The following is a 20,591-nucleotide window of genomic DNA, read 5'->3' as shown; positions in this document are numbered from 1 at the left end:
GCACCCTCGAATTGAATAACGATAAAAGAAAAGCATAATGTCAAGAGTTTGTGACCTTACAGGTAAAAGAGCGATGGTAGGAAATAACGTTTCTCACGCTATGAACAAAACTAAGAGAAAATTTTCTGTTAACTTAGTTAAAAAACGTTTCTATCTTGCTGAAGAAGACAGATGGATTACGCTAAGAGTAGCTGCGTCTACAATTAAAACAATCAATAAAAATGGATTGGCTGCTGTTTTGAAAAAAGCAAAAGTTGAAGGATTTATTAAATAATTCTATCCAAATAAAAATAAAGTAAGATGGCAAAGAAAGGTAATAGAATACAAGTTATTTTAGAGTGTACTGAGCACAAAGGAACAGGTCTTCCTGGAACTTCTCGTTACATCACAAACAAAAACAAAAAAAATACTCCGGACAGATTAGAGATTAAAAAATTTAATCCAATCTTAAAGAGAATGACTGTTCATAAAGAAATTAAATAATATCCTTACAAAGGATTTTAAAGATATAAATCATGGCAAAAAAGACCGTTGCAACGTTACAGACAGCTTCAAAAAGATTAACCAAAGCTATTAAAATGGTTAAGTCTCCAAAAACAGGTGCCTATACTTTCGTGGAAAGCATCATGACACCGGAAGAAGTAGATAGTTTCCTTAAAAAGAACTAATTCAATAAACTCTTATATATCAAAGCTACTTTCATTCGGAAGTAGCTTTTTTATTTTTATATTTGTCCAACAATTTTTGAATAGTCAATCCCTGAACCATGAGTTTTTTCAAAAGAATATTTTCCTCCGAAAAGAAGGAAACCTTAGATAAAGGTTTGGAACAAACGAAAACCTCGTTTTTCTCCAAGCTAACCAAAGCTGTTGCCGGAAAATCTAAAGTAGACGATGAGGTTTTAGATAACTTAGAAGAAGTATTAGTGTCTTCGGATGTGGGTGTTAATACTACCTTGAAAATTATTGAAAGAATCGAAGCTCGTGTAGCCAATGACAAGTACATGGGTACGGATGAATTAAATAAAATACTTCGTGAAGAAATAGCGGCCTTACTTTCAGAAACCCAATCAGGTGAAGAAACTGAGTTTACCATTCCGGCCAATAAAAAGCCATATGTTTTAATGGTAGTTGGTGTAAACGGTGTTGGTAAAACGACTACTATCGGGAAGTTGGCTCATCAATTTAACAAAGCGGGGTATAAAGTTGTACTTGGTGCGGCTGATACTTTCCGTGCCGCTGCGATTGACCAATTGCAGATTTGGGCAGACAGAGTAGGTGTACCATTGGTAAAACAACAAATGGGAAGTGACCCGGCCTCAGTAGCTTTTGATACATTACAAAGTGCTGTGACTCAAAATGCCGATGTTGTGATTATAGATACTGCCGGTCGTTTGCATAATAAAGTTAATTTAATGAATGAGTTAACCAAAGTAAAACGCGTGATGCAAAAAGTGATCGAAGATGCGCCACACGATGTATTATTAGTTTTAGATGGTTCAACCGGACAGAATGCTTTTGAACAAGCTAAACAATTTACCGCGGCTACAGAAGTTTCCTGTCTTGCAGTAACTAAGTTAGACGGAACAGCCAAAGGTGGAGTAGTTATCGGAATATCCGATCAGTTCCAAATCCCTGTAAAATATATTGGCGTTGGTGAAGGTATTGAGGATTTACAGGTTTTTAATAAATTTGAATTTGTAGATTCGTTTTTTAAATAAAAAAATATGAATAAAGTTATAGGCTTTTTTAAAGATTCATCTCCGATAAAGTTGGTGTTGCTATCTATTCTTATTGGATTTGTTGGTATTTTTATCGAGAAACCACTTCCTAATGTTTTTATGGGATTGCGTTTGATAGCATTTCTGTTGTTTATTTACGCAGTCATTAAATATTTCAATTCCAAATAAAAAGCACTTTACTGGTATAACGCTACAATTTTCTCCCAAAGCGTTTCGTCAAAATCAGAAAGCGCTAAGTTTTCACTATCTGCAGCATCCCCCATGCGGATGACTACCATTTTTTTACTTGGAATGACATAAATTTTTTGGTCATTTTTACCTAAGGCCATAAACATATCATTAGGCCCTGTTGGAATAATACTTCCCGGGAATTCGACTTGCACTTGTGGCATATGGTAACTGGCTTTACCATTTAACCACCACAAATACCCATAACTCAAATTAATATTTTGCGAAGTAGTTGTGGCTGCTGTGAAGTAGTTCTGATTTACTATTGTCGTGCCATTCCATTTACCATTGTTCAAAGCCATTAACCCAAAACGCGCCATGCTACGTGTGGTACTCCAGTATACACTGTTGTTTCCTGATTGTATCCATGACCCTGTCATGCCTAATTTATCTCTCAACTTGCTATTAAAATATGCGCTCCAGGTTTGTCCGGTAGCATTGGCCACCACATCTTGTAATTTTACATACACATTGCTGTAAGCCCAACGGGTTCCGGCATCAGCTTTGTAATTCAGACTTGAAGGCGTCACATCATCACTGTAAACGCCACCCACATAATCATCAATGCCCGAGGTCATACTCAATAAGTTTTTACACGTAATTAAATTTTCTTGTGCCAAAGTTTCATTCGTCCAGCCGGTTCCAATATAAGTTGAAACTTTATTGTTAATGTTTAAAAAACCTTCTTGTTCTGCTATGCCTGTAACCGTTGAAGTTAGTGTCTTTCCGGCACTGGCCCAATACCACGGAGTAGTAGCGCTGTGTCCGTTAAAATAATTTTCCATCACTATTCTGCCGTTAACGAGTATGATAAAGGATTTAGTATGTTTCAGTTCCAAATAATCTAACAAGGGTTGTACGGCACTTTGATTCCAACTTAAAGCGGCTAGGCTTTTAGTTTCCCAAGTACTGCTGCCATCGTTGGGTGGAAAATACATTGTTTCTTCGGTTGTGCACGTTACCTCGTTTCCATAAGCTGTCCCTACGGAGTTAATAGCATAGGCTCTTATATAATATAGTGTATTAGGAATTAATTCGGTAATGTTTGAAGTAAAACTACCACTTCCGCTACCGTCTGTTGTTTTACTATCAGCTGTAGTCGGATTATGATTCATACTCCAGCATACGCCTCTTTGGGTTATTGTAGCTCCTCCATCAGCACTGATACTACCTCCACTAACTGTTGTTGAATTTGTAGTAACGCTGCAGGATGTTGTAGTCAAAGATGCCATAGTAGCTTCAGCACTGCTGCTGTCACTTGAACATGACCAAGATAAACTCACAAAAAGAAACAGCAATAAGGAAAGATTTCTCATAATCATTTTTTTAAAATCTGACGTAAGACCTTAAAGATATCAAATAGTTTAATGTTGATAACATTAATTCTCTTTTACTACGCTTTATTAAGTTTAAAATTTAAATTTGTGTCATCATAAAGCCCAAGCCATCATGAAGAAATTTAGTTTGCTATTCCTTACTCTGCTATTGATTTCCTGTCATCCTAATGTTAAAAAAGAAGACCTGGCAAAGCTCAACGGGTATTGGGAAATTAAACAAGTTGAAATGGCGAATGGTGAAAAAAAGACTATAAAATCAACGAAACTATTGATTATTTTGAACTAAAAAATGAAGTAGGCTTTCGCCAAAAAGTAATGCCGCAATTTGATGGCCGATATAAAACCAATGACATCAAAGAAAACATTAAAATTGTTTCAAAAGACAACGATTACTTTATTGAATACAATACCAAATACGGCAAATGGCAGGAAGAAATCATGGAGCTGGCCGATTCCACTTTGGTACTGAAAAACAAAGATCAACTGGAATACACTTATAAAAGATTCACCCCGTTTTCGCTAAAATAATGGCCAAAAGACTCAGCAACGAAAGCTCTATAGGAGATGTCCTCAAAGCGTTTATTGAAACCAATAAACTCCAAACCGGTATGGACAAGATTGACGTGCAGCAAGCGTGGAAATCACTTATGGGCAATGGCGTGAACAATTATACTAAAGAAGTAGTACTTAAAGGTTCAACGCTATATGTTTCATTAACTTCGGCCGTGTTGCGCGAAGAGTTGAGTTATGGCAAAACCAAAATCATCACCATGATTAACGAGGAACTCCGCAAAGAAGTGGTCAAAGATATTATTCTCCGTTAAGTATTTGTTTCTAAATCTTTGATGTAGTCTTCGTATTCGTAGAAAAAGAATTCAAATTGCGACATCGTATCATTAAAAAAATCAAAAATCTCAGGCCAATAGCTCTTGTTATTTAGGCTTACGCCCAATTTTTCTATCCAAATTCGGCTAATTACTTTACCGTTTTCCAAGTAAAAATTTCTCTCTAAAATGGCTTCCGGTAAGTATTCTTCGAGCAGTATAGTCTTTAGCGATTCTATTTTTTCATAATATATTTTGCGCTTTTCCTCTTCTTTGGGCTCAATGTCTAAAAGCACTTGCGCCTTCTTGTTGTCGATATAAAATTTAAAAGTAACGTCCTTTATCTTAGTGTTATACAACAACCATTTGCGTGGATAAGCCGTGGCAAATGCCGTCCAGAATTCTTTTTTTATGGCTAAGGCTTCTTCTTTGCTGTACATTTTAATTGAGTTAAAATTGGTTTGCGTTAAATTTTTGAGGTAACTTTATATTTCTAAAACTAGGTATGATGCACTTTGAAGAGTTTTTAAAATACACGCCAAAAATACAAAATGTCGCGCTTCCGGCAACGCATGCCCATGCAAAAATGGCACCGTCCAACCGATTAGAGTTGCTTAAAAACATCGATTTTGATAAAATGAGTCCCCGCAAAGCAGCCGTAATGATGTTGTTTTATCCTAAGCAAGAGCAAACCCATTTGGCTTTAATTCTTCGCACCTCTTATAATGGTATTCACTCTTCACAAATAGCTTTTCCGGGGGAAAGGCAGAAGAATTTGACGGCGATTTGAGCAACACGGCACTACGCGAAACCCATGAGGAAATTGGCGTACATCCTGAGCATATTAATTTGATTCGTCCTTTTACTCAAGTTTATATTCCGCCCAGCAATTTTATGGTTTATCCCTATTTGGGCTACAGCATTAGTGAACCCAGCTTTACACTTCAGGAAGCAGAGGTAGCCGGGTTGGTTGAGTTGCCTTTGGTGCATTTCTTAGACGAAAGCATAGTGCAGAATAAAATCATGAAAACCTCTTATGCCGGCGACTTTGAAGTACCCGGATTTAAAGTGGAAGAGCACTTTGTTTGGGGAGCCACCGCCATGATGCTGAGCGAATTGAAAGAAACGTTGAAAATGGTTTTATAAATGGTTTAGTTTTGTAGCTTTGCCAACCTAAAAACAAAAACTACACTATGGGATTGTTGAAACGAAATCCTTTTGGTCATATCCTTATTATCAAAAAATGGTTAATCCGTATTTTTGGTGCCATTACCCACCGTCGTTATCGTGGTTTTAATGATTTACACATCGAAGGTTCTGAGATTATCCGTAACCTGCCCGATAAAAACGTACTGTTTATTTCCAATCACCAAACCTATTTTGCCGATGTTGTAGCTATGTTTCATGTGTTTAATGCCAGTCTTTCCGGTAGAGAAAACAACATTAAAAACGTGGGCTATTTGTGGCAACCCAAAATGAATATCTATTACGTGGCGGCCAGCGAAACCATGAAAGCCGGGTTATTACCTCGTATTTTGTCCTATGTAGGTGCTATTAGTGTAGAACGTACTTGGCGTTCGGGTGGGAAAGATGTAATTGAGAAACGCGATGTAAATCCTAACGATACCGAAAACATTCGTATTGCCTTAGAAGACGGATGGGTCATTACTTTTCCGCAAGGTACAACCAAGTCGTTTAAGCCGGTGCGTAAAGGTACGGCTCATATCATCAAACAACACAAACCGGTTGTGGTGCCAATTGTAATTGATGGTTTCCGTCGTTCGTTTGACAAAAAAGGATTGCGCCTGAAAAAGAAAAATATCCTGCAATCATTCATTATCAAAGAGCCGCTGGTTATTGATTATGAAAACGAAACCATAGAGCAAATTGTAGAAAAAGTAGAATATGCCATTGAGCAGCACCCATCTTTTCTGAAAGTTATTTCCGCCGAGGAACTGGCCGAACAAGAGCGCCTCAACAAACTCCGCAAATGGAATGTAGATAAAAACAAAGTCCCTCAATAGAGGGATTTTTTGTTGGTACTAATGCGTATTTGGAGCCAAAAAAATTAAAGTTTCCTTTCGTTTCTTTTCTTATTCAGTAGTTTTCCCAGAAAGGCACCGGCTATAGCAGGCAAAGCCATCAGGAAATGAATTATTAACTCAAATGGGATTAAATTGTGACTGCCTCGATATACAGTCATTTCATAAAAACTCGCTATTGGAAAAAGCAACACCAAGCACAAACCTATTCCCCAAGGATTAAGTTTGAAATAATAACCTGCTGCTAATCCGGCCAAAAGAAAAAGACCGGCAGTAAGGAAGGTATAATTATTTCGTAACCAATTAGTATAATAATACTCTCCAGCATCAGGAGGAGTCACATGGTGCAGTAAGCTACTCGCATATATAATCAGGAAACCTACCGGAATTAAAACTAGATATTTAAGTTTGGATGCCATGCGGTTTAAATAGAATTACGTAACAATATCATTATTTTTCTTTATTGGGGAAATTTCCAATTTTAAAGAACATATTTAGTATTCCTAATAGCAATCCTGTTACTATGGCCGTTACAAAAGATCTAGTGACTAATTTTGTTAGTGCTTCGCTATTTGAAAAATCAATATCAAATAATCCGTAAACTATAATACCGGCAAAAAGCCCGGCCGAAACGGATAAAAATGTCACTTTAAAGTAGAAAAATCGATTCATTGTTTTTTGGGTTTAGGTGTATACTTATTTTTTTGTTCTGATAAAAATAGGCTGCAAGTGTGTTATAAAAAGCAGCCTTTAAAGTAAAGATATATAATTTTTCTTTAGATAAAGTGTTATTGCTTTAAACCGCATTGATAGACTAGTGCTTAAGTTTTATTAGCACGATAACTTTTATCAGCAACCCATTCGTGTAATTTCTTGGTGTTACTGGTTGCTCAATTAGAAACAACTCGTTCAAAAAACCTCATTTCTTGTAAAATTTCTCATTTCATTTTTAAAGCCTTTTTATTGGGTGTAATTTTTTGTGACAAAGAAAAATGTGACAAAATATTTTGTCACATAATTTAATGTCACAACTTTTTTTTGACACTATATTTTTACCGCTTTTTTTAGGTGTTAACTATTTCAAAGTACTGCTTTTAACTTTCTTTTACCACTTTACCTCAGTAAATAAGGCTATTTTTGCCTCATGTTTGCAAAACGATTCATAGCGTTGGTTAAAATTGGAGTACTGCTGTTGCTGGTTAGCAACTTCGCGGTGGCCAAAACTGTGGGGCCCATAAGTGACGCCCAGGAAACCAAAACTGTAATGCTCGTTAAAGGCAAACACGCACTCACTAAAGAGTTGCTGCAACCGCAAGTACTCACAGTAAGAACAGGAGTAGAGCCTACGGCTAAACCAATGCCGGCCGGGTATGTGGCTATAACTTCTGACGATGAGTTGACCTTAGCTATTAACGCTGTTGGTACAACGACTATCCTACTTCAAGACGTTAACCGTTGCCAAAGCGTATCGCTTCTTTTGTTTCCTTATCATATTTTTTGGTAAAGCCGTAACCGCTTTTTGTTACAGTAGTTACTGCAGGGCTTCCGCACCGGGATAGCCTTGCCAATCATTTATTTAAAAAAATATAACATGGAAACACCTATAATTATCATAGGTACGATACTGTTTTTAATAGTAGTCATACCGGTCTATTTTGTCATCAAAGCCAATAAAGTAGACAAAAACCAAATCAAAACCCTTTTTGCCCAATACAGTCAAAATAACCGCTACAGTTTTGAGTTGGTAGCTTCTCAAAACCGAAAAGCCCTGGCCATTGACCCTCAAAACAAAGGCTTACTTTTTATAGATTTTAATCTAAAGGAACCTTACGTAGCCTTTCGCGATTTGGCCGAAACCAAAGGCTGTGCTGTAGCGACCGACAATCCGCAAGGGTTAACCAATATTGTGAAAAAAGTAGAATGGATTTTCTTTGCCAAAAACGGAATGTCACAAAGCAATGACCTGCTGTTTCACGACAGAGAAAAACCCTATATCGTTCCGGTATATGGCTATGAAGAACAAAAATTGGCCGAGCAATGGCAAGAAGTGATACACAAGTATCTTTAGGACAGCAAACCAAAAACAGTTTTGTTACGTAAATGGGTTTGATGTCAAAATCAAAATACCACAAAAAGAAGAGTCCCGCTGTTAGTAGCGGGACTTTTTATTTATTCTTTGAGATAGTCTTTATATTGCTTTATCTCGACTTTTATTCGACCGTTGATATCCATTTTGGCTCCGGTAAAAACAAAGATTGTCGTTCCAAATTCGCGAGCATTGGGATTGGTTATAGTCCCAGCAATTGAAGCAGTAGTAAAGAAGGGAGAAGTTTCCTTTAGTTCGGTTTGGCTCCCATCGGCTTCTTTTATTCGGATTAAGTTTTTATGTTTTTGGGTAAGGTCAAACCAATTAATATAATCGGCATTAAAAGAAACAGCTTGTATTTTTTGTTGCGTATAATAGTTAATAGCACCTGCTTGTCCGTAATTATCACAAAGGATAAGGGTGTGTTGTGGGTCAGGAATTTTGGTATAAACCGAGTCTACTTTTTGAGCTAGTTCTTTCCAGCCTTGCATATCGGCAAAATCCTGTGGGAGGGTGTGATCTTTTCCGTCTTCCCAACGAAGTAAACCAAATTTTTTATAAGGCTCGGGGTGTTCTAAAATATAGTTCGGACTTTTATTTGGAAAAGCGATGTTGTAAACCGGTATAAAAAGCAATAGAGGCAAGGCAATGGTAACCGGTTGCAAGTATTTTTTCCACCCTGTTTTTAACCATTCGCCTAAAACGACCGCGCCAAATGCTATATAAATTGGGTAAAGACCTATGGCATAATAATCTTTAGCTTTAAAATACATGAAAACGAAAAGGGTTAGAAAGAAGGAAAAGAAAAACAATCGGTAGGGCTTAAAAGGCTTGTAACACAACAATCCCACTAAGCCTGAAATAATCACAAAGAACGATCCTATGAAAAAAAGTAACTGATGCTTTAAAAAATCAAATCGGTCAACATTGACTAATTGCGTAGCGGCCAATTCTTTGAGATGGTGCACCACCGGGAAATGATTGTTGTACTGCCAAAGCAGGTTAGGAGTGACTACTAGTATGGCTAGCAGTAACGACCAGCAGAGTTGTTTTTTAGACAACACCACACGATGTTTGGTTAACAGAAAAACAGGTAACAGCCCAATGAGCAGAAAAATGATGTTGTATTTGTTAAGAAAGCCCAACGCAAAAGCAAAAGCTCCTATAAATAGCCATTTGGATTTTTGAGTTTGTATATACCGGATGACGATGTAATAAAATGTCACCCAACTCAACACGTCGAAAGAATTAGGTTGGTATAATATATTAAGCCTTAAAATGGCCGAGAACAAAATACAAACCGAACCTAATATCAAGGAAAAAAGACTTCCGTTCAAGGACTCAATGGTTTTCCATACGATATAAATAGTGAGAGCTCCAAACAGGGCAGGGAAAAACTTGACCCAAAATACCGAGTTGCCTAAAAGCAAAATCAGTTTAGAGACCCAAGCAGTAAAAGGCGGCACCGAAATATACCCCCAGTCTAAATGTCTGCCTTGGTCAAGATGCAAGTATTCATCACGATGCAAATCATATTCGGGACTAATTAAAAAGTAATGCAATATAAACTTCAATGCTATGAAGCCGAATAGTAGTAAAGCCTTTTTCGTCATAGTTCAAGTATCCAAAAAAAGCCCCAAAAGGGACTTTTTATTATAAATCTATTTTCTGTAATTCTTTGTAATTTTTATTCAGCTTGCCCAGCAGTATGCCATAAATCAGTTTGTAGAATAACCAAATTCCCACTACAATAAGCAGCATAAAGCCCAGTATAATTCCGAGTGACTTGCACAAGGTCATATAGCCCGAATCTTCGTGAATTTTTTGCATCAGCGCAGCAAATTTGGAGTCGTAGTTTAATTGTACATATAAGATAACCAAAGTGCCTACCACAAAAAACAAGATGTTGAACCACACATAGTAGTGTACTGTTTTGCGGGTTTTCAGGATATCACTCATCAATTGCTTGGTAGAGGTAGTAGTTGATATGCGTTTGTAATTTTTATAAAACAAATAAATAAATACAGCAACCACAGTATAATTGATGATGTTGTATATGGTATTGATTTCGACAACATATTCATAAATGTCTTTACCATATTTTTTACGGATATAACCATCGCCCAAATACATCACACTGATGATGTTCCAAAAAACAAATTCCAGTATACTGATAATCAAAATCCATTTCACAATAGAGGATGACCTTTTATGTATCATGCTGTAAATCTCGTTTTCGGTAACCTGATTGAAAGAATGACTGTCTTTCTGCCAAGCTTTTTTTAATAAATCCAACTCTTCCATAATCCTTAGGGATTTAATATTTTTTTTAATTTTCCTTTAATTCTGTTCATTTTCACTCGCGCATTTACTTCGCTAATCCCCAATGTTTCCGATATTTCGGTGTAATCTTTGTCTTCCAAGTACAAGAAGACCAATGCTTTTTCGATATCATTAAGCTGTTGCACGGCCTGATACATCAACTTAAGTTGTTCTTCTTCTTCGTGATTGTATTCTTCTTGACTGATGAAATGAAACTGCCCTTCGTATGTCACCGTGTTGATAGAACGGGTACTTTTTCGGTATAGGGTGATGGCGGTATTCAAGGCCACGCGGTAAGCCCAAGTTGAAAATTTAGATTCGCCTCTAAATTTCGGGAAGGCTTTCCAAAGCTGAATGGTGATTTCCTGAAATAAGTCGTTGTGAGCGTCTTCGCCATTGGTGTACAACCTACATATCTTGTGGATGATGTTTTGGTTCTCCTTTAGCTGCTTGACAAACGATTGTTCTAAGTTTTCACTCATAGCTTTGTTAGTGTAAAAAGTATTGGTTTTGTTACACTACACAAAACTACACATTTTAAAATGCAAATTCAAGTTTCAAATTTGCCTATCTTTGCAAAGCAAATTGACAAGCAAACAAGATGAATATAGGGCATTACAATACACTAACCATAGCCAGAGAAACCAAAGTAGGATTGTTTTTAACCGACGGAAAAGACGATGTGCTGCTCCCGTTAAAATATATGCCTAAGGACTATACCGTAGGCGATGAGATTATTGTATTTGTATATCTTGACCACGAAGAAAGACCGGTGGCGACCACTTTAGAACCTTATATTTTGATGGATGAGTTTGGTTTGTTGCGGGTGAATTATGTCAACAAATTTGGAGCTTTCCTCGATTGGGGATTAGAGAAAGATTTGTTTGTGCCGTTCAAAGAGCAAGCTCGTCCAATGGAAAAAGGGAAACGCTATTTGGTATTTGCTTACATTGATGAAAAGACCGGAAGGATTGTGGCCTCGAGCAAAACGAATCAGTTTTTGAGCAATGAAAATTTAACCGTAGCCGAGGGCGATGAAGTAGATTTAATCATTTCGCACATTACCGATTTAGGGATTAATGTCATTATTAATGACACGCATAAAGGACTTTTATACAAAGACCTAGTATATGATGATATCCGTTTGGGTGACCGTATGACGGGGTATGTAAAAACCATCCGTCCCGATCATAAGATTGATGTTTCGTTGCAAAAGTTGGGTTATGAAAACATTGAACCCAATGCCGAGAAAATCTTAGACGAGTTAAGAGCCAGCAGAGGTTTCCTGAGACTAAATGACAACAGTCATCCCGAAGACATCAAAACGGTGTTGAAGATGAGTAAAAAGACCTTTAAAAAAGCAATCGGTTCGCTTTACAAAAACAAACAAATTGAAATCAAAGAAGACGGGATTTATTTGGTAAAAGAGTAGTTATTCGCTACCGGCAAGTTCTAATTCACTTGGAATTTCATGAGTTGCTGCCTTTGGCTTTTTGTAAAATAAATTACTCACCATGCTTAGCGTAGTATAAGGACGGTTTGAATATTTATTTCCTAAACATACAACCGTTATCGTATCTTTTCTAACCGGTACAAATGAAGTGTTGTTACCATGCCACCAACCATTATGGTAAATCAATTTTTCTCCGGTAGGTTGTAAAAATCGCATGCGCATTCCTAAACCATAATCTTTTACCGGTTTTGCGGTTTGACCTGAGCTATAGCCAACATAAGCTTCTTGCAAAAGTTCCGGTTTGATAAAATCAGGCGAATAAGTAGCTAAATCAAATTTTACCAAATCTCTGGGAGTAGAGTAAATGTTTTTATCACCATACAAAGCATCAAATTGATCCCAAGGGAATTGTGCATTACCTTTGTAAGATTTAGAAGCTGTTTCCTTATCAGTTGCATAATTGAATACATAAGTACTCTTCATTCCAAGCGGTTTGAAGATTAACTCTTGCATGGCCTTACGATAGTTCATTCCGGTAGCTCTTTCAATGATTAAGGCTAATAATACATAATTGGTATTGCAATAATCAAAACGAGTGTTCGTTGGAAATAATTTTTTGAATTTATGTTGTACCAATAAATCCAAAATATCCTGATTAGAAAGTACTTTTCGACTGTTCCAATTTTTCTTTAGCAAAGCACTAAAACTTGAATACGGTTTAATACCGCTTCGGTGGTTTAGCAACATTCTAATCGTTATGTCTTTGTATGGGAATTTCGGCAACCAGTCAGTAACCTTTTGGTCTAACATAATATTGTCTTCCTGTACCAATTTTAAAACTGCAGTAGCAGTAAGTACTTTACTTACTGAAGCTAAGTGTATGGCGGTTAAAGAATCAATAGGGGTTTTATTTTTTGAATCAGAATAACCTTGGTAGTCTTCGTATAAAATGCGTCCGTTTTTGGCAACAATAAATCCACCGCTATAGTAAGGCGACTTAATGTTTTTGCTGTAAAAAGAATCTATTTTGGGAGTAATTTGTCTGACATAGCTGTCGGATACATTCCCCATCCTCAATGAAAACGGGATGGTAATAAAAGTACTGTCTATAGTATCATGGCCAAAAAAAGAAGTAGGTCTTTTGTCTCTTGGTCCCGAAATATAGAAAACTAGCGATAAGAAGAATGTGACTAGGGCGACTCTCATGTATCTTATAATTAGTGCAATAATAACAATTTTTTAATACAAATGAAAATAAATGTCGAAAATGAAACCCCAACTTCGGTTGTGTATGTGTGTAAAAGAAACTATTTTTGCGCCAACAACAACACACTATAATGAATACTATCACTACAACCCACTTCCAATTTCCGGGGCAAAAATCTGTTTACAGAGGTAAAGTACGAGAGGTTTATAACATAAATGACGAATTATTAGTCATGATAGCCACTGATCGACTTTCTGCTTTTGATGTCGTAATGCCTAAAGGCATTCCGTATAAAGGCCAAATTTTGAATCAAATAGCGACCAAGTTTATGCATTTGACACAAGATATTGTACCTAACTGGCTTATTGCTACTCCCGATCCAAATGTTGCCATTGGCCATCTTTGTGAACCTTTTAAAGTTGAAATGGTCATTCGCGGTTATCTTTCGGGTCATGCTGCCCGTGAATATGCTTTGGGTAAAAGAAGTATTTGTGGAGTAACTATGCCTGAAGGATTAAAGGAAAACGACAAATTTCCAACACCTATTATAACACCAACCACTAAAGCGGATAACGGTTCGCATGATGAAGATATTTCGAGAGAAGCTATATTGGCTAACCAAATAGTTTCTGAAGAAGATTATCTGGTTTTAGAAAAATACACCCGAGCTTTGTATCAAAGAGGAACAGAGATAGCCGCAAGCAGAGGGTTAATTTTGGTAGACACTAAATATGAATTCGGGAAAACCAAAGACGGAGTGATTGTTTTAATTGACGAGATACATACTCCCGATTCCTCCCGTTATTTTTATGCTGAGGGATATCAGGATAGACAAGACAGAGGTGAAGAGCAAAAACAATTGTCTAAAGAATTCGTTCGCCGTTGGCTGATTGAAAATGGTTTTCAAGGAAAAGAAGGACAACAAATTCCTGATATGACTGATGAATATATCGAAACAGTTTCTGAACGTTATATTGAATTGTATGAGAATATTATTGGTGAAAAATTCATAAAAGCTGATATTTCAAATATCAACCAGCGCATAGAACAAAACGTTTTCCAGTTTTTGAAATCATAAAATGAAGAAGTATATAATTAATAACCACGCTCAGGCGTGGTTTTTTTATGCCAAATGTTAAAGTTTTGTTATAGTTAACTATTTGATGCAACGAAAATTAATGGTCAGACGTCTTATCGTCAATCAATAACTTTTAAATCAAATCATCATGAAAAAACAATCATTTTCGCAGGTTTAGCTCTAGTAGCTTTTGCTAATGTATCATTGGCATCTAATGTTTCAAACATTGCAATTTCTAAAGAAGTTGTAATGGATCCAAATTCTCCTTTGTGTACTGCTATTTACAAAGGCGATTTAACTACAGTAAAAAAATTCGTTGAATATGGAGCAGATGTCAATGAAGAATCAAACGGAATGACACCTCTAATGTTTGCGGCTCGCTACAACAAAGTAGATATTATTAAGTATTTATTAGAAAAAGGAGCTAAAAAAGAGGTGAAAGATGAAAGAGGGTATACTGCTTTAAAATATGCAGAATTCTCAAATTCTCAAGAGGCATTGGCTATTTTGAAACAAGCCTAAGAAATTACAAAAGCACCGTTTACAATCGTATACGGTGCTTTTATCTTTAAAATCAACATGATAGAGAATGTTAAAAGTTAAAAATTTGTTAAAATTAAGTACTATGTAATACAAGATACTTGTTTTTAGATATATATTTGCATAGGATATTAATAACAATACTAAAATCATCAATTAAAAAAAAAATCAATCATCATGAAAACATCAATCACATTTTTAGGACTAGTTGCTTTACTTTTTACTACCAATAGCAAAGCAGCAAGTGAGTTTAAAACACAAGATTTAAACCAACAAGAAGTAACTACAGTAAGTGTAGAAGACAATCAACAAAGCCAACAGGCTTTTGTAAATCAAGAATTCTCTAAAATTACATTTGCCAATAATTCAGACGAGACTACTGTTTTTGATCCAAATACAGTAATCAAAACTAATTACACAAAAACTATAGAAGATGTCATCGCTGAAAACAAATTAATCACCGAAAGTCAAGAAGTAATCGCTCAACCACTTTCACTAGAAAAAACATTCGAAGACTATATCAATGAAGCTAATCAAATCATTGAAAGTACAGTTACCAGTGAAGTGTACCCATTAGATTTCGAAAAAATTAATCGATCTGTAAAAAGCAATAAAATTTCAAACAATAATATTGCAGTATCAGTAGATTTAAAACTATAAGTTTAGGTTGATTGCTTTCGCAACACTGCGAGAGTTAAAAGCATCATTAGTTCGTCTTTACTAATGATGCTTTTTGTTTGTGATTATTTAAAGTATGAAAAAGAATCGTTGTTTTCTATTTTTAATAAACTTTCGTAAATCAGTTTGATAACATTTTCAACATCTTCACGATGCACCATTTCAACTGTAGTATGCATATATCGAAGCGGCAACGAAATCAAAGCCGAAGCTACACCACCGTTACTGTAAGCAAAAGCATCAGTGTCCGTTCCCGTAGCTCTTGATGTAGCATGGCGCTGAAACGGAATTTTCTTTTCTTCCGCTGTACCTACAATTAAATCTCTCAAAGTATTATGAACCGCTGGAGCATAAGCAATTACCGGACCTTTGCCCATCTGTAAATCACCTTCAATTTTTTTCTCAATCATTGGAGTTGTGGTGTCGTGACAAACATCGGTAACAATTGCAACATTAGGTTTTATAGTATTGGTAATCATTTCGGCACCTCGGAGTCCTATTTCTTCCTGAACGGAATTAGTGATGTATAAACCAAAAGGCAATTTCTTTTTATTCTCTTTCAATAAACGAGCTACTTCAGCAATCATAAAACCACCCATTCTATTGTCAATAGCTCTACAAACGAATTTATTTTCGTTTAAAATCATGAATTCATCAGGATAGGTAATCACACAGCCTACATGAACTCCCAATTTTTCTACTTCTTCTTTGGTCGAACAGCCACAGTCAATAAAAATATTGTGTAATGTGGCCGACTCTTCTTTGCCGCGATTTCTGGTATGAATAGCTGGCCAACCGAAAACACCTTTCACAATACCTTTTTTAGTATGAATGTTTACTCTTTTCGAAGGCGCAATTTGATGATCAGAACCTCCATTTCTTATCACATAGATAAGACCGTTGTCAGTAATATAATTTACGTACCACGAAATTTCATCCGAGTGTCCTTCAATAACAACTTTATAAGGTGCGTCAGCGTTAATCACACCCACGGCTGAACCATAAGTATCCGTAATAAAACTATCCACATAAGGTTTTAGATAGTCCATCCAAAGTTTTTGCCCATTCGATTCGTAACCGGTCGGTGAAGCATTATTTAAGTAACTTTCCAAAAAAGAAAGCGATGATTTTGTCAGTATCGATTCTGTTGCCATAATTTTTTTTTCGCTAAAATATAAATTTGGCATTACAGTTGTTAAGGATATTATATATTTTTACCTTAATAATACTATCCATGAAATTCAAGAATCACGAATACCCAAAAGACAATTGTAAAGGCATGAGTAAAAAGCTGTGTTTTTTCGCTTTTATGTTCCTTATTTCATTAGCTACAAAAGCTCAAATTACAACCGATTCTATTCCTAAAAGAGAAATAGGAGTAGAGGAAAGCGACACCATTCTTGATGAACCGGTTCAGTTAGAAGAAGTAATCGTCTACAAACAAAAACTAACAGCCGAAGAAAAGAAAGCGTTTCTCTTGTTGCAAAACAGAGTTTATAAAGTATATCCTTATGCTAAAACTGCAGCAGAACGTTTGACAGTACTGAACAAAAACTTGGATAAACTTAAATCAAAACGCGAAAAAAGAAAGTACTTCAAAATCGTAGAAGATTATATAGAAGGCGAATTCACCGGCCAACTTAAAAAACTGTCTCGTAAACAAGGCCAAATTTTAGTCAAACTAATCCACCGTCAAACCGGTTTTACCACTTTTGAACTTATTAAAGACTACAAAAGCGGTTGGAAGGCCTTCTGGTCCAATAATACCGCCCGTCTATTTGATATCAATCTAAAAACAAAATACGCTCCCTACGATGTCAATGAAGATTTTCTAATCGAAACCATTCTCGATAGAGCTTTTACCCGAGGCAGATTGGTACCTCAAAAGCCGGCCAATCCGGTTGATATAGACGAACTAACCGACTATTGGGAGAAAAAAGCATTAAAAAAATAACTCTACTATATATAGTGTAAAAGCTCGGAGCGAAAGTTTCGGGCTTTTTTGTTGTCCATTTTCCCGCTTTCCGTGCTACGCGGTAGCCACTGCAATCGGGGCTAAAGAGGGAAGTGTTTTGTGTTTTTGTGATGGTTTAAAAAAATAATCGACCAACGGTGATTGCAAAAAACTTTAAATCAGCGGATTAAAAAAAAGACAAAAAAAGGGCGAGATTTATTTGGATTGGGAAGAATTTAGTTTTTATATTTGCACCCCGCAAGAGAGGGAGTTCATTGAAAGTTTTGGGAATACAAGTGGAGGGAAAATAAAATTAAAAATATTTTCAAAAAAGCTTGCCAGAATAAAAAAGTTACTTACTTTTGCACCCGCTAACCGAAAGAGAGGCGAAAAACAAGATAAGAAAACGTTCATAGACATATTGAATTGACAGCCGTTTTAGAAGAGATTCTAAAACAAATAAAAGAGAGTAAGAGAATCGGAAGATTTGAAAAGCCTAGCCTTTGTCTAAATAATTAGCTCGAAAGAGCAAACAATATACGATGAAGAGTTTGATCCTGGCTCAGGATGAACGCTAGCGGCAGGCCTAACACATGCAAGTCGAGGGGTATAGTAGCAATACTAGAGACCGGCGCACGGGTGCGTAACGCGTATGCAATCTACCTTATACAGAGGGATAGCCCAGAGAAATTTGGATTAATACCTCATAGTGTTATTGACTGGCATCATTTGATAACTAAAGTTCCAACGGTATAAGATGAGCATGCGTCCTATTAGCTAGATGGTAAGGTAACGGCTTACCATGGCTACGATAGGTAGGGGTCCTGAGAGGGAGATCCCCCACACTGGTACTGAGACACGGACCAGACTCCTACGGGAGGCAGCAGTGAGGAATATTGGACAATGGGCGCAAGCCTGATCCAGCCATGCCGCGTGCAGGAAGACGCATCTATGGTGTGTAAACTGCTTTTGTACGGGAAGAAACACTCCTACGTGTAGGAGCTTGACGGTACCGTAAGAATAAGGATCGGCTAACTCCGTGCCAGCAGCCGCGGTAATACGGAGGATCCAAGCGTTATCCGGAATCATTGGGTTTAAAGGGTCCGTAGGCGGTTTGATAAGTCAGTGGTGAAAGCCCATCGCTCAACGATGGAACGGCCATTGATACTGTCAGACTTGAATTACTGGGAAGTAACTAGAATATGTAGTGTAGCGGTGAAATGCTTAGATATTACATGGAATACCAATTGCGAAGGCAGGTTACTACCAGTGGATTGACGCTGATGGACGAAAGCGTGGGGAGCGAACAGGATTAGATACCCTGGTAGTCCACGCCGTAAACGATGGATACTAGCTGTTCGGAGCAATCTGAGTGGCTAAGCGAAAGTGATAAGTATCCCACCTGGGGAGTACGTTCGCAAGAATGAAACTCAAAGGAATTGACGGGGGCCCGCACAAGCGGTGGAGCATGTGGTTTAATTCGATGATACGCGAGGAACCTTACCAAGGCTTAAATGTAGATTGACAGATTTGGAAACAGATTTTTCTTCGGACAATTTACAAGGTGCTGCATGGTTGTCGTCAGCTCGTGCCGTGAGGTGTCAGGTTAAGTCCTATAACGAGCGCAACCCCTGTTGTTAGTTGCCAGCGAGTAAGGTCGGGAACTCTAACAAGACTGCCAGTGTAAACTGTGAGGAAGGTGGGGATGACGTCAAATCATCACGGCCCTTACGCCTTGGGCTACACACGTGCTACAATGGACGGTACAGAGAGCAGCCACTGGGTGACCAGGAGCGAATCTATAAAACCGTTCTCAGTTCGGATCGGAGTCTGCAACTCGACTCCGTGAAGCTGGAATCGCTAGTAATCGGATATCAGCCATGATCCGGTGAATACGTTCCCGGGCCTTGTACACACCGCCCGTCAAGCCATGGAAGCTGGGGGTACCTGAAGTCGGTGACCGTAAGGAGCTGCCTAGGGTAAAACTGGTAACTGGGGCTAAGTCGTAACAAGGTAGCCGTACCGGAAGGTGCGGCTGGAACACCTCCTTTCTAGAGACAAAAAGAAGGATAGGTCTTAGATTAGACAATTCAATTACTCTCGCTGTTAGTTCAAATATTATAATAAGCAAAAAAACAGAGTCTCGTAGCTCAGCTGGTTAGAGTACTACACTGATAATGTAGGGGTCCCCAGTTCGAGTCTGGGCGGGACTACTTTTTAAATTAGGAATTACGAATTAGTAATTACGCATTAAGAAGGGCTGTTTGAGTTTATAAAGGAAATTCTAGGGTTGAGGGGTTATGGATAGCCAATTCATAATTCATAATTCACAATTCATAATTAGATTGGGGGATTAGCTCAGCTGGCTAGAGCGCCTGCCTTGCACGCAGGAGGTCATCGGTTCGACTCCGATATTCTCCACGATCCGGAAACGGAAAAAGTTCATTGACATATTGAGATAAGAAAATAATAACAAAGTAGAAAGAACACTGCTTTAGCTGATAGCTATTAGCTGTTAGCCAAAAGCTAAAAAGTACAATAAGCAAAATAAGGGCGTATGGGGGATGCCTAGGCTCTCAGAGGCGAAGAAGGACGTGATAAGCTGCGAAAAGCTACGGGGATTGGCACACACGAATTGATCCGTAGATATCCGAATGGGGCAACCCACTATGTTGAAGACATAGTACATCGATAGATGGGCAAACCCGCTGAACTGAAACATCTAAGTAGGCGGAGGAGAAGAAAACAAAAGTGATTCCGTAAGTAGTGGCGAGCGAACGCGGATTAGCCCAAACCAGTGTTGTTACGGCAATGCTGGGGTTGTAGGACCACGACATTTCTTGCGGATTGAATTAGAATAACCTGGAAAGGTTAACCACAGAGGGTGATAGTCCCGTATAAGTAAGAGAAGATAAGGATAGTGGTATCCTGAGTAGGGCGGGGCACGTGAAACCCTGTCTGAATTTGGCGGGACCATCCGCTAAGGCTAAATACTCCTGAGAGACCGATAGTGAACCAGTACCGTGAGGGAAAGGTGAAAAGAACCGTGAATAACGGAGTGAAATAGATCCTGAAACCATACGCTTACAAGCGGTCGGAGC

At 37.6% G+C, this 20,591-nt stretch carries 27 protein-coding genes, 2 tRNA genes and 2 rRNA genes (1 of these 31 cut by a window edge); 22 read left to right on the top strand and 9 right to left on the bottom strand.

From position 1 onward, the window contains the following. Positions 1–37 precede the first annotated feature (37 nt). The 5 genes from rpmB (at position 38) to GUU89_RS00510 (ending at position 1,909) form a co-directional block, all read left to right on the top strand. On the top strand, positions 38–274 hold the full coding sequence (rpmB, locus tag GUU89_RS00530; protein ID WP_121313180.1) for a 50S ribosomal protein L28: 237 nt from the start codon (positions 38–40) through the stop codon (positions 272–274). 26 nt (positions 275–300) lie between these two features. Further along, on the top strand, positions 301–483 hold the full coding sequence (gene rpmG, locus GUU89_RS00525) for a 50S ribosomal protein L33 (RefSeq protein WP_035126304.1): 183 nt from the start codon (positions 301–303) through the stop codon (positions 481–483). Between the two features lie 32 nt (positions 484–515). Then, positions 516–668: a DUF4295 domain-containing protein gene (locus tag GUU89_RS00520; RefSeq protein ID WP_162126115.1), complete on the top strand. Its 153-nt coding sequence runs from the start codon at positions 516–518 to the stop codon at positions 666–668. A gap of 98 nt (positions 669–766) precedes the next feature. Then, the gene (gene ftsY, locus GUU89_RS00515) at positions 767–1,720 is read left to right on the top strand and encodes a signal recognition particle-docking protein FtsY (protein ID WP_162126114.1); all 954 of its coding nucleotides are present in this window, start codon (positions 767–769) and stop codon (positions 1,718–1,720) included. A gap of 6 nt (positions 1,721–1,726) precedes the next feature. Then, positions 1,727–1,909 (top strand): hypothetical protein, encoded by a 183-nt coding sequence (locus tag GUU89_RS00510; RefSeq protein WP_162126113.1) that lies wholly within the window; start codon positions 1,727–1,729, stop codon positions 1,907–1,909. A gap of 8 nt (positions 1,910–1,917) precedes the next feature. Here GUU89_RS00510 and GUU89_RS00505 read toward each other — a convergent pair whose 3' ends face one another. Next, positions 1,918–3,285, bottom strand: a complete 1,368-nt coding sequence (locus GUU89_RS00505; RefSeq protein ID WP_394350893.1) for a serine hydrolase domain-containing protein — start codon at positions 3,283–3,285, stop codon at positions 1,918–1,920. Positions 3,286–3,418: 133 nt separating this feature from the next. Between GUU89_RS00505 and GUU89_RS14875 the strand changes: the two genes are divergently transcribed. Genes GUU89_RS14875 through GUU89_RS00495 form a run of 3 tightly spaced genes read left to right on the top strand, consistent with a single transcriptional unit; the run spans position 3,419 to position 4,130 of the window. Beyond that, a complete protein-coding gene (locus GUU89_RS14875; protein ID WP_235921912.1) occupies positions 3,419–3,592 on the top strand; it encodes a hypothetical protein in 174 nt (57 codons plus the stop codon). A gap of 29 nt (positions 3,593–3,621) precedes the next feature. Further along, positions 3,622–3,834 (top strand): hypothetical protein, encoded by a 213-nt coding sequence (locus tag GUU89_RS14870; protein WP_235921911.1) that lies wholly within the window; start codon positions 3,622–3,624, stop codon positions 3,832–3,834. Beyond that, complete coding sequence (locus GUU89_RS00495) at positions 3,834–4,130, top strand: DUF721 domain-containing protein (RefSeq protein ID WP_162126112.1); 297 nt, start codon at positions 3,834–3,836, stop codon at positions 4,128–4,130. Before GUU89_RS14870 ends, GUU89_RS00495 begins: the two co-directional genes overlap by 1 nt. Here the strand turns inward: GUU89_RS00495 and GUU89_RS00490 are convergent. Beyond that, on the bottom strand, positions 4,127–4,570 hold the full coding sequence (locus tag GUU89_RS00490; protein WP_162126111.1) for a DUF4268 domain-containing protein: 444 nt from the start codon (positions 4,568–4,570) through the stop codon (positions 4,127–4,129). The two genes, GUU89_RS00495 and GUU89_RS00490, sit on opposite strands and share 4 nt — an antisense overlap. A gap of 65 nt (positions 4,571–4,635) precedes the next feature. On the opposite strand from GUU89_RS00490, the gene GUU89_RS15215 reads away from it, so the two are divergent. Genes GUU89_RS15215 through GUU89_RS00480 form a run of 3 tightly spaced genes read left to right on the top strand, consistent with a single transcriptional unit; the run spans position 4,636 to position 6,154 of the window. After that, complete coding sequence (locus GUU89_RS15215; RefSeq protein ID WP_317163836.1) at positions 4,636–4,920, top strand: NUDIX hydrolase; 285 nt, start codon at positions 4,636–4,638, stop codon at positions 4,918–4,920. Beyond that, positions 4,917–5,276: an NUDIX hydrolase gene (locus GUU89_RS15210; protein ID WP_317163835.1), complete on the top strand. Its 360-nt coding sequence runs from the start codon at positions 4,917–4,919 to the stop codon at positions 5,274–5,276. Before GUU89_RS15215 ends, GUU89_RS15210 begins: the two co-directional genes overlap by 4 nt. Before the next feature lie 47 nt (positions 5,277–5,323). Further along, entirely contained in the window at positions 5,324–6,154 is an 831-nt protein-coding gene (locus GUU89_RS00480) for a lysophospholipid acyltransferase family protein (protein ID WP_162126110.1), read from the top strand. A gap of 44 nt (positions 6,155–6,198) precedes the next feature. Here GUU89_RS00480 and GUU89_RS00475 read toward each other — a convergent pair whose 3' ends face one another. Beyond that, entirely contained in the window at positions 6,199–6,591 is a 393-nt protein-coding gene (locus tag GUU89_RS00475) for a hypothetical protein (RefSeq protein WP_162126109.1), read from the bottom strand. Between the two features lie 31 nt (positions 6,592–6,622). Further along, entirely contained in the window at positions 6,623–6,844 is a 222-nt protein-coding gene (locus tag GUU89_RS00470; protein WP_162126108.1) for a hypothetical protein, read from the bottom strand. A gap of 472 nt (positions 6,845–7,316) precedes the next feature. Between GUU89_RS00470 and GUU89_RS00465 the strand changes: the two genes are divergently transcribed. Both GUU89_RS00465 and GUU89_RS00460 read left to right on the top strand, forming a co-directional pair. Further along, complete coding sequence (locus tag GUU89_RS00465; protein ID WP_162126107.1) at positions 7,317–7,676, top strand: hypothetical protein; 360 nt, start codon at positions 7,317–7,319, stop codon at positions 7,674–7,676. A gap of 87 nt (positions 7,677–7,763) precedes the next feature. Beyond that, on the top strand, positions 7,764–8,240 hold the full coding sequence (locus tag GUU89_RS00460) for a hypothetical protein (RefSeq protein WP_162126106.1): 477 nt from the start codon (positions 7,764–7,766) through the stop codon (positions 8,238–8,240). A gap of 101 nt (positions 8,241–8,341) precedes the next feature. Here the strand turns inward: GUU89_RS00460 and GUU89_RS00455 are convergent, their stop codons facing one another. The 3 genes from GUU89_RS00455 to GUU89_RS00445 are packed head-to-tail and all read right to left on the bottom strand — an operon-like array spanning position 8,342 to position 11,062. After that, positions 8,342–9,871 (bottom strand): glycosyltransferase family 39 protein, encoded by a 1,530-nt coding sequence (locus GUU89_RS00455; protein WP_162126105.1) that lies wholly within the window; start codon positions 9,869–9,871, stop codon positions 8,342–8,344. Positions 9,872–9,911: 40 nt separating this feature from the next. Beyond that, the gene (locus GUU89_RS00450) at positions 9,912–10,562 is read right to left on the bottom strand and encodes a hypothetical protein (protein WP_162126104.1); all 651 of its coding nucleotides are present in this window, start codon (positions 10,560–10,562) and stop codon (positions 9,912–9,914) included. 5 nt (positions 10,563–10,567) lie between these two features. Further along, entirely contained in the window at positions 10,568–11,062 is a 495-nt protein-coding gene (locus GUU89_RS00445; RefSeq protein WP_162126103.1) for an RNA polymerase sigma factor, read from the bottom strand. Positions 11,063–11,181: 119 nt separating this feature from the next. Here GUU89_RS00445 and GUU89_RS00440 point away from each other — a divergent pair, with 119 nt between their 5' ends. Next, a complete protein-coding gene (locus GUU89_RS00440) occupies positions 11,182–12,012 on the top strand; it encodes a CvfB family protein (protein WP_162126102.1) in 831 nt (276 codons plus the stop codon). On the opposite strand, the gene GUU89_RS00435 is transcribed toward GUU89_RS00440, so the two are convergent. Continuing rightward, on the bottom strand, positions 12,013–13,239 hold the full coding sequence (locus tag GUU89_RS00435; RefSeq protein ID WP_162126101.1) for a serine hydrolase domain-containing protein: 1,227 nt from the start codon (positions 13,237–13,239) through the stop codon (positions 12,013–12,015). A gap of 131 nt (positions 13,240–13,370) precedes the next feature. Between GUU89_RS00435 and GUU89_RS00430 the strand changes: the two genes are divergently transcribed. The 3 genes from GUU89_RS00430 (at position 13,371) to GUU89_RS00420 (ending at position 15,518) form a co-directional block, all read left to right on the top strand. After that, positions 13,371–14,318 (top strand): phosphoribosylaminoimidazolesuccinocarboxamide synthase, encoded by a 948-nt coding sequence (locus tag GUU89_RS00430; RefSeq protein ID WP_162126100.1) that lies wholly within the window; start codon positions 13,371–13,373, stop codon positions 14,316–14,318. Between the two features lie 249 nt (positions 14,319–14,567). Beyond that, positions 14,568–14,840, top strand: coding sequence for an ankyrin repeat domain-containing protein (locus GUU89_RS00425; RefSeq protein WP_317163834.1), 273 nt, complete (start codon positions 14,568–14,570; stop codon positions 14,838–14,840). Positions 14,841–15,035: 195 nt separating this feature from the next. Beyond that, a complete protein-coding gene (locus GUU89_RS00420) occupies positions 15,036–15,518 on the top strand; it encodes a hypothetical protein (RefSeq protein ID WP_162126099.1) in 483 nt (160 codons plus the stop codon). An 83-nt stretch (positions 15,519–15,601) separates the two neighbouring features. On the opposite strand, the gene GUU89_RS00415 is transcribed toward GUU89_RS00420, so the two are convergent. Next, entirely contained in the window at positions 15,602–16,690 is a 1,089-nt protein-coding gene (locus GUU89_RS00415; RefSeq protein ID WP_162126098.1) for a M42 family metallopeptidase, read from the bottom strand. A gap of 80 nt (positions 16,691–16,770) precedes the next feature. Between GUU89_RS00415 and GUU89_RS00410 the strand changes: the two genes are divergently transcribed. The 5 genes from GUU89_RS00410 to GUU89_RS00385 all read left to right on the top strand — a co-directional run. Continuing rightward, positions 16,771–17,490 carry a DUF4294 domain-containing protein gene (locus GUU89_RS00410; protein ID WP_235921909.1) on the top strand — a complete coding sequence of 240 codons (720 nt, stop codon included), beginning with the start codon at positions 16,771–16,773 and terminating at the stop codon, positions 17,488–17,490. A gap of 539 nt (positions 17,491–18,029) precedes the next feature. Beyond that, a 16S ribosomal RNA gene (locus GUU89_RS00405) occupies positions 18,030–19,541 on the top strand. An 88-nt stretch (positions 19,542–19,629) separates the two neighbouring features. After that, a tRNA-Ile gene (locus GUU89_RS00400) sits at positions 19,630–19,703 on the top strand. Positions 19,704–19,837: 134 nt separating this feature from the next. After that, positions 19,838–19,911 (top strand) — tRNA-Ala (locus GUU89_RS00395). Positions 19,912–20,026: 115 nt separating this feature from the next. Next, positions 20,027–20,591, top strand: a 23S ribosomal RNA gene (locus GUU89_RS00385); it runs 2,316 nt beyond the window's last position. The 16S and 23S rRNA genes sit together here with 2 tRNA genes alongside, the layout of an rRNA operon.

The organism is Flavobacterium phycosphaerae (assembly GCF_010119235.1).
GTDB classification, from domain to species: domain Bacteria; phylum Bacteroidota; class Bacteroidia; order Flavobacteriales; family Flavobacteriaceae; genus Flavobacterium; species Flavobacterium phycosphaerae.
The sequence above is the reverse complement of the archived record's forward strand: the minus strand, read 5'-3'. Positions and strand labels throughout refer to the sequence as shown.

Coding starts and splice junctions, on each gene's coding strand:
- GUU89_RS00490 (WP_162126111.1), bottom strand. CDS start 4,570: ATGTACAGCAAAGAAGAAGCCTTAGCCATAAAAAAAGAATTCTGGACG.
- GUU89_RS00465 (WP_162126107.1), top strand. CDS start 7,317: ATGTTTGCAAAACGATTCATAGCGTTGGTTAAAATTGGAGTACTGCTG.
- GUU89_RS00450 (WP_162126104.1), bottom strand. CDS start 10,562: ATGGAAGAGTTGGATTTATTAAAAAAAGCTTGGCAGAAAGACAGTCAT.
- GUU89_RS00420 (WP_162126099.1), top strand. CDS start 15,036: ATGAAAACATCAATCACATTTTTAGGACTAGTTGCTTTACTTTTTACT.
- GUU89_RS00415 (WP_162126098.1), bottom strand. CDS start 16,690: ATGGCAACAGAATCGATACTGACAAAATCATCGCTTTCTTTTTTGGAA.
- GUU89_RS00430 (WP_162126100.1), top strand. CDS start 13,371: ATGAATACTATCACTACAACCCACTTCCAATTTCCGGGGCAAAAATCT.
- GUU89_RS14875 (WP_235921912.1), top strand. CDS start 3,419: ATGAAGAAATTTAGTTTGCTATTCCTTACTCTGCTATTGATTTCCTGT.
- GUU89_RS00520 (WP_162126115.1), top strand. CDS start 516: ATGGCAAAAAAGACCGTTGCAACGTTACAGACAGCTTCAAAAAGATTA.
- GUU89_RS14870 (WP_235921911.1), top strand. CDS start 3,622: ATGCCGCAATTTGATGGCCGATATAAAACCAATGACATCAAAGAAAAC.
- GUU89_RS00440 (WP_162126102.1), top strand. CDS start 11,182: ATGAATATAGGGCATTACAATACACTAACCATAGCCAGAGAAACCAAA.
- GUU89_RS00505 (WP_394350893.1), bottom strand. CDS start 3,285: ATGAGAAATCTTTCCTTATTGCTGTTTCTTTTTGTGAGTTTATCTTGG.
- GUU89_RS15215 (WP_317163836.1), top strand. CDS start 4,636: ATGATGCACTTTGAAGAGTTTTTAAAATACACGCCAAAAATACAAAAT.
- rpmB (WP_121313180.1), top strand. CDS start 38: ATGTCAAGAGTTTGTGACCTTACAGGTAAAAGAGCGATGGTAGGAAAT.
- GUU89_RS00455 (WP_162126105.1), bottom strand. CDS start 9,871: ATGACGAAAAAGGCTTTACTACTATTCGGCTTCATAGCATTGAAGTTT.
- GUU89_RS00425 (WP_317163834.1), top strand. CDS start 14,568: ATGGATCCAAATTCTCCTTTGTGTACTGCTATTTACAAAGGCGATTTA.
- GUU89_RS00435 (WP_162126101.1), bottom strand. CDS start 13,239: ATGAGAGTCGCCCTAGTCACATTCTTCTTATCGCTAGTTTTCTATATT.
- GUU89_RS00410 (WP_235921909.1), top strand. CDS start 16,771: ATGAAATTCAAGAATCACGAATACCCAAAAGACAATTGTAAAGGCATG.
- GUU89_RS00510 (WP_162126113.1), top strand. CDS start 1,727: ATGAATAAAGTTATAGGCTTTTTTAAAGATTCATCTCCGATAAAGTTG.
- GUU89_RS00495 (WP_162126112.1), top strand. CDS start 3,834: ATGGCCAAAAGACTCAGCAACGAAAGCTCTATAGGAGATGTCCTCAAA.
- GUU89_RS00480 (WP_162126110.1), top strand. CDS start 5,324: ATGGGATTGTTGAAACGAAATCCTTTTGGTCATATCCTTATTATCAAA.
- ftsY (WP_162126114.1), top strand. CDS start 767: ATGAGTTTTTTCAAAAGAATATTTTCCTCCGAAAAGAAGGAAACCTTA.
- GUU89_RS00445 (WP_162126103.1), bottom strand. CDS start 11,062: ATGAGTGAAAACTTAGAACAATCGTTTGTCAAGCAGCTAAAGGAGAAC.
- rpmG (WP_035126304.1), top strand. CDS start 301: ATGGCAAAGAAAGGTAATAGAATACAAGTTATTTTAGAGTGTACTGAG.
- GUU89_RS00460 (WP_162126106.1), top strand. CDS start 7,764: ATGGAAACACCTATAATTATCATAGGTACGATACTGTTTTTAATAGTA.
- GUU89_RS00475 (WP_162126109.1), bottom strand. CDS start 6,591: ATGGCATCCAAACTTAAATATCTAGTTTTAATTCCGGTAGGTTTCCTG.
- GUU89_RS00470 (WP_162126108.1), bottom strand. CDS start 6,844: ATGAATCGATTTTTCTACTTTAAAGTGACATTTTTATCCGTTTCGGCC.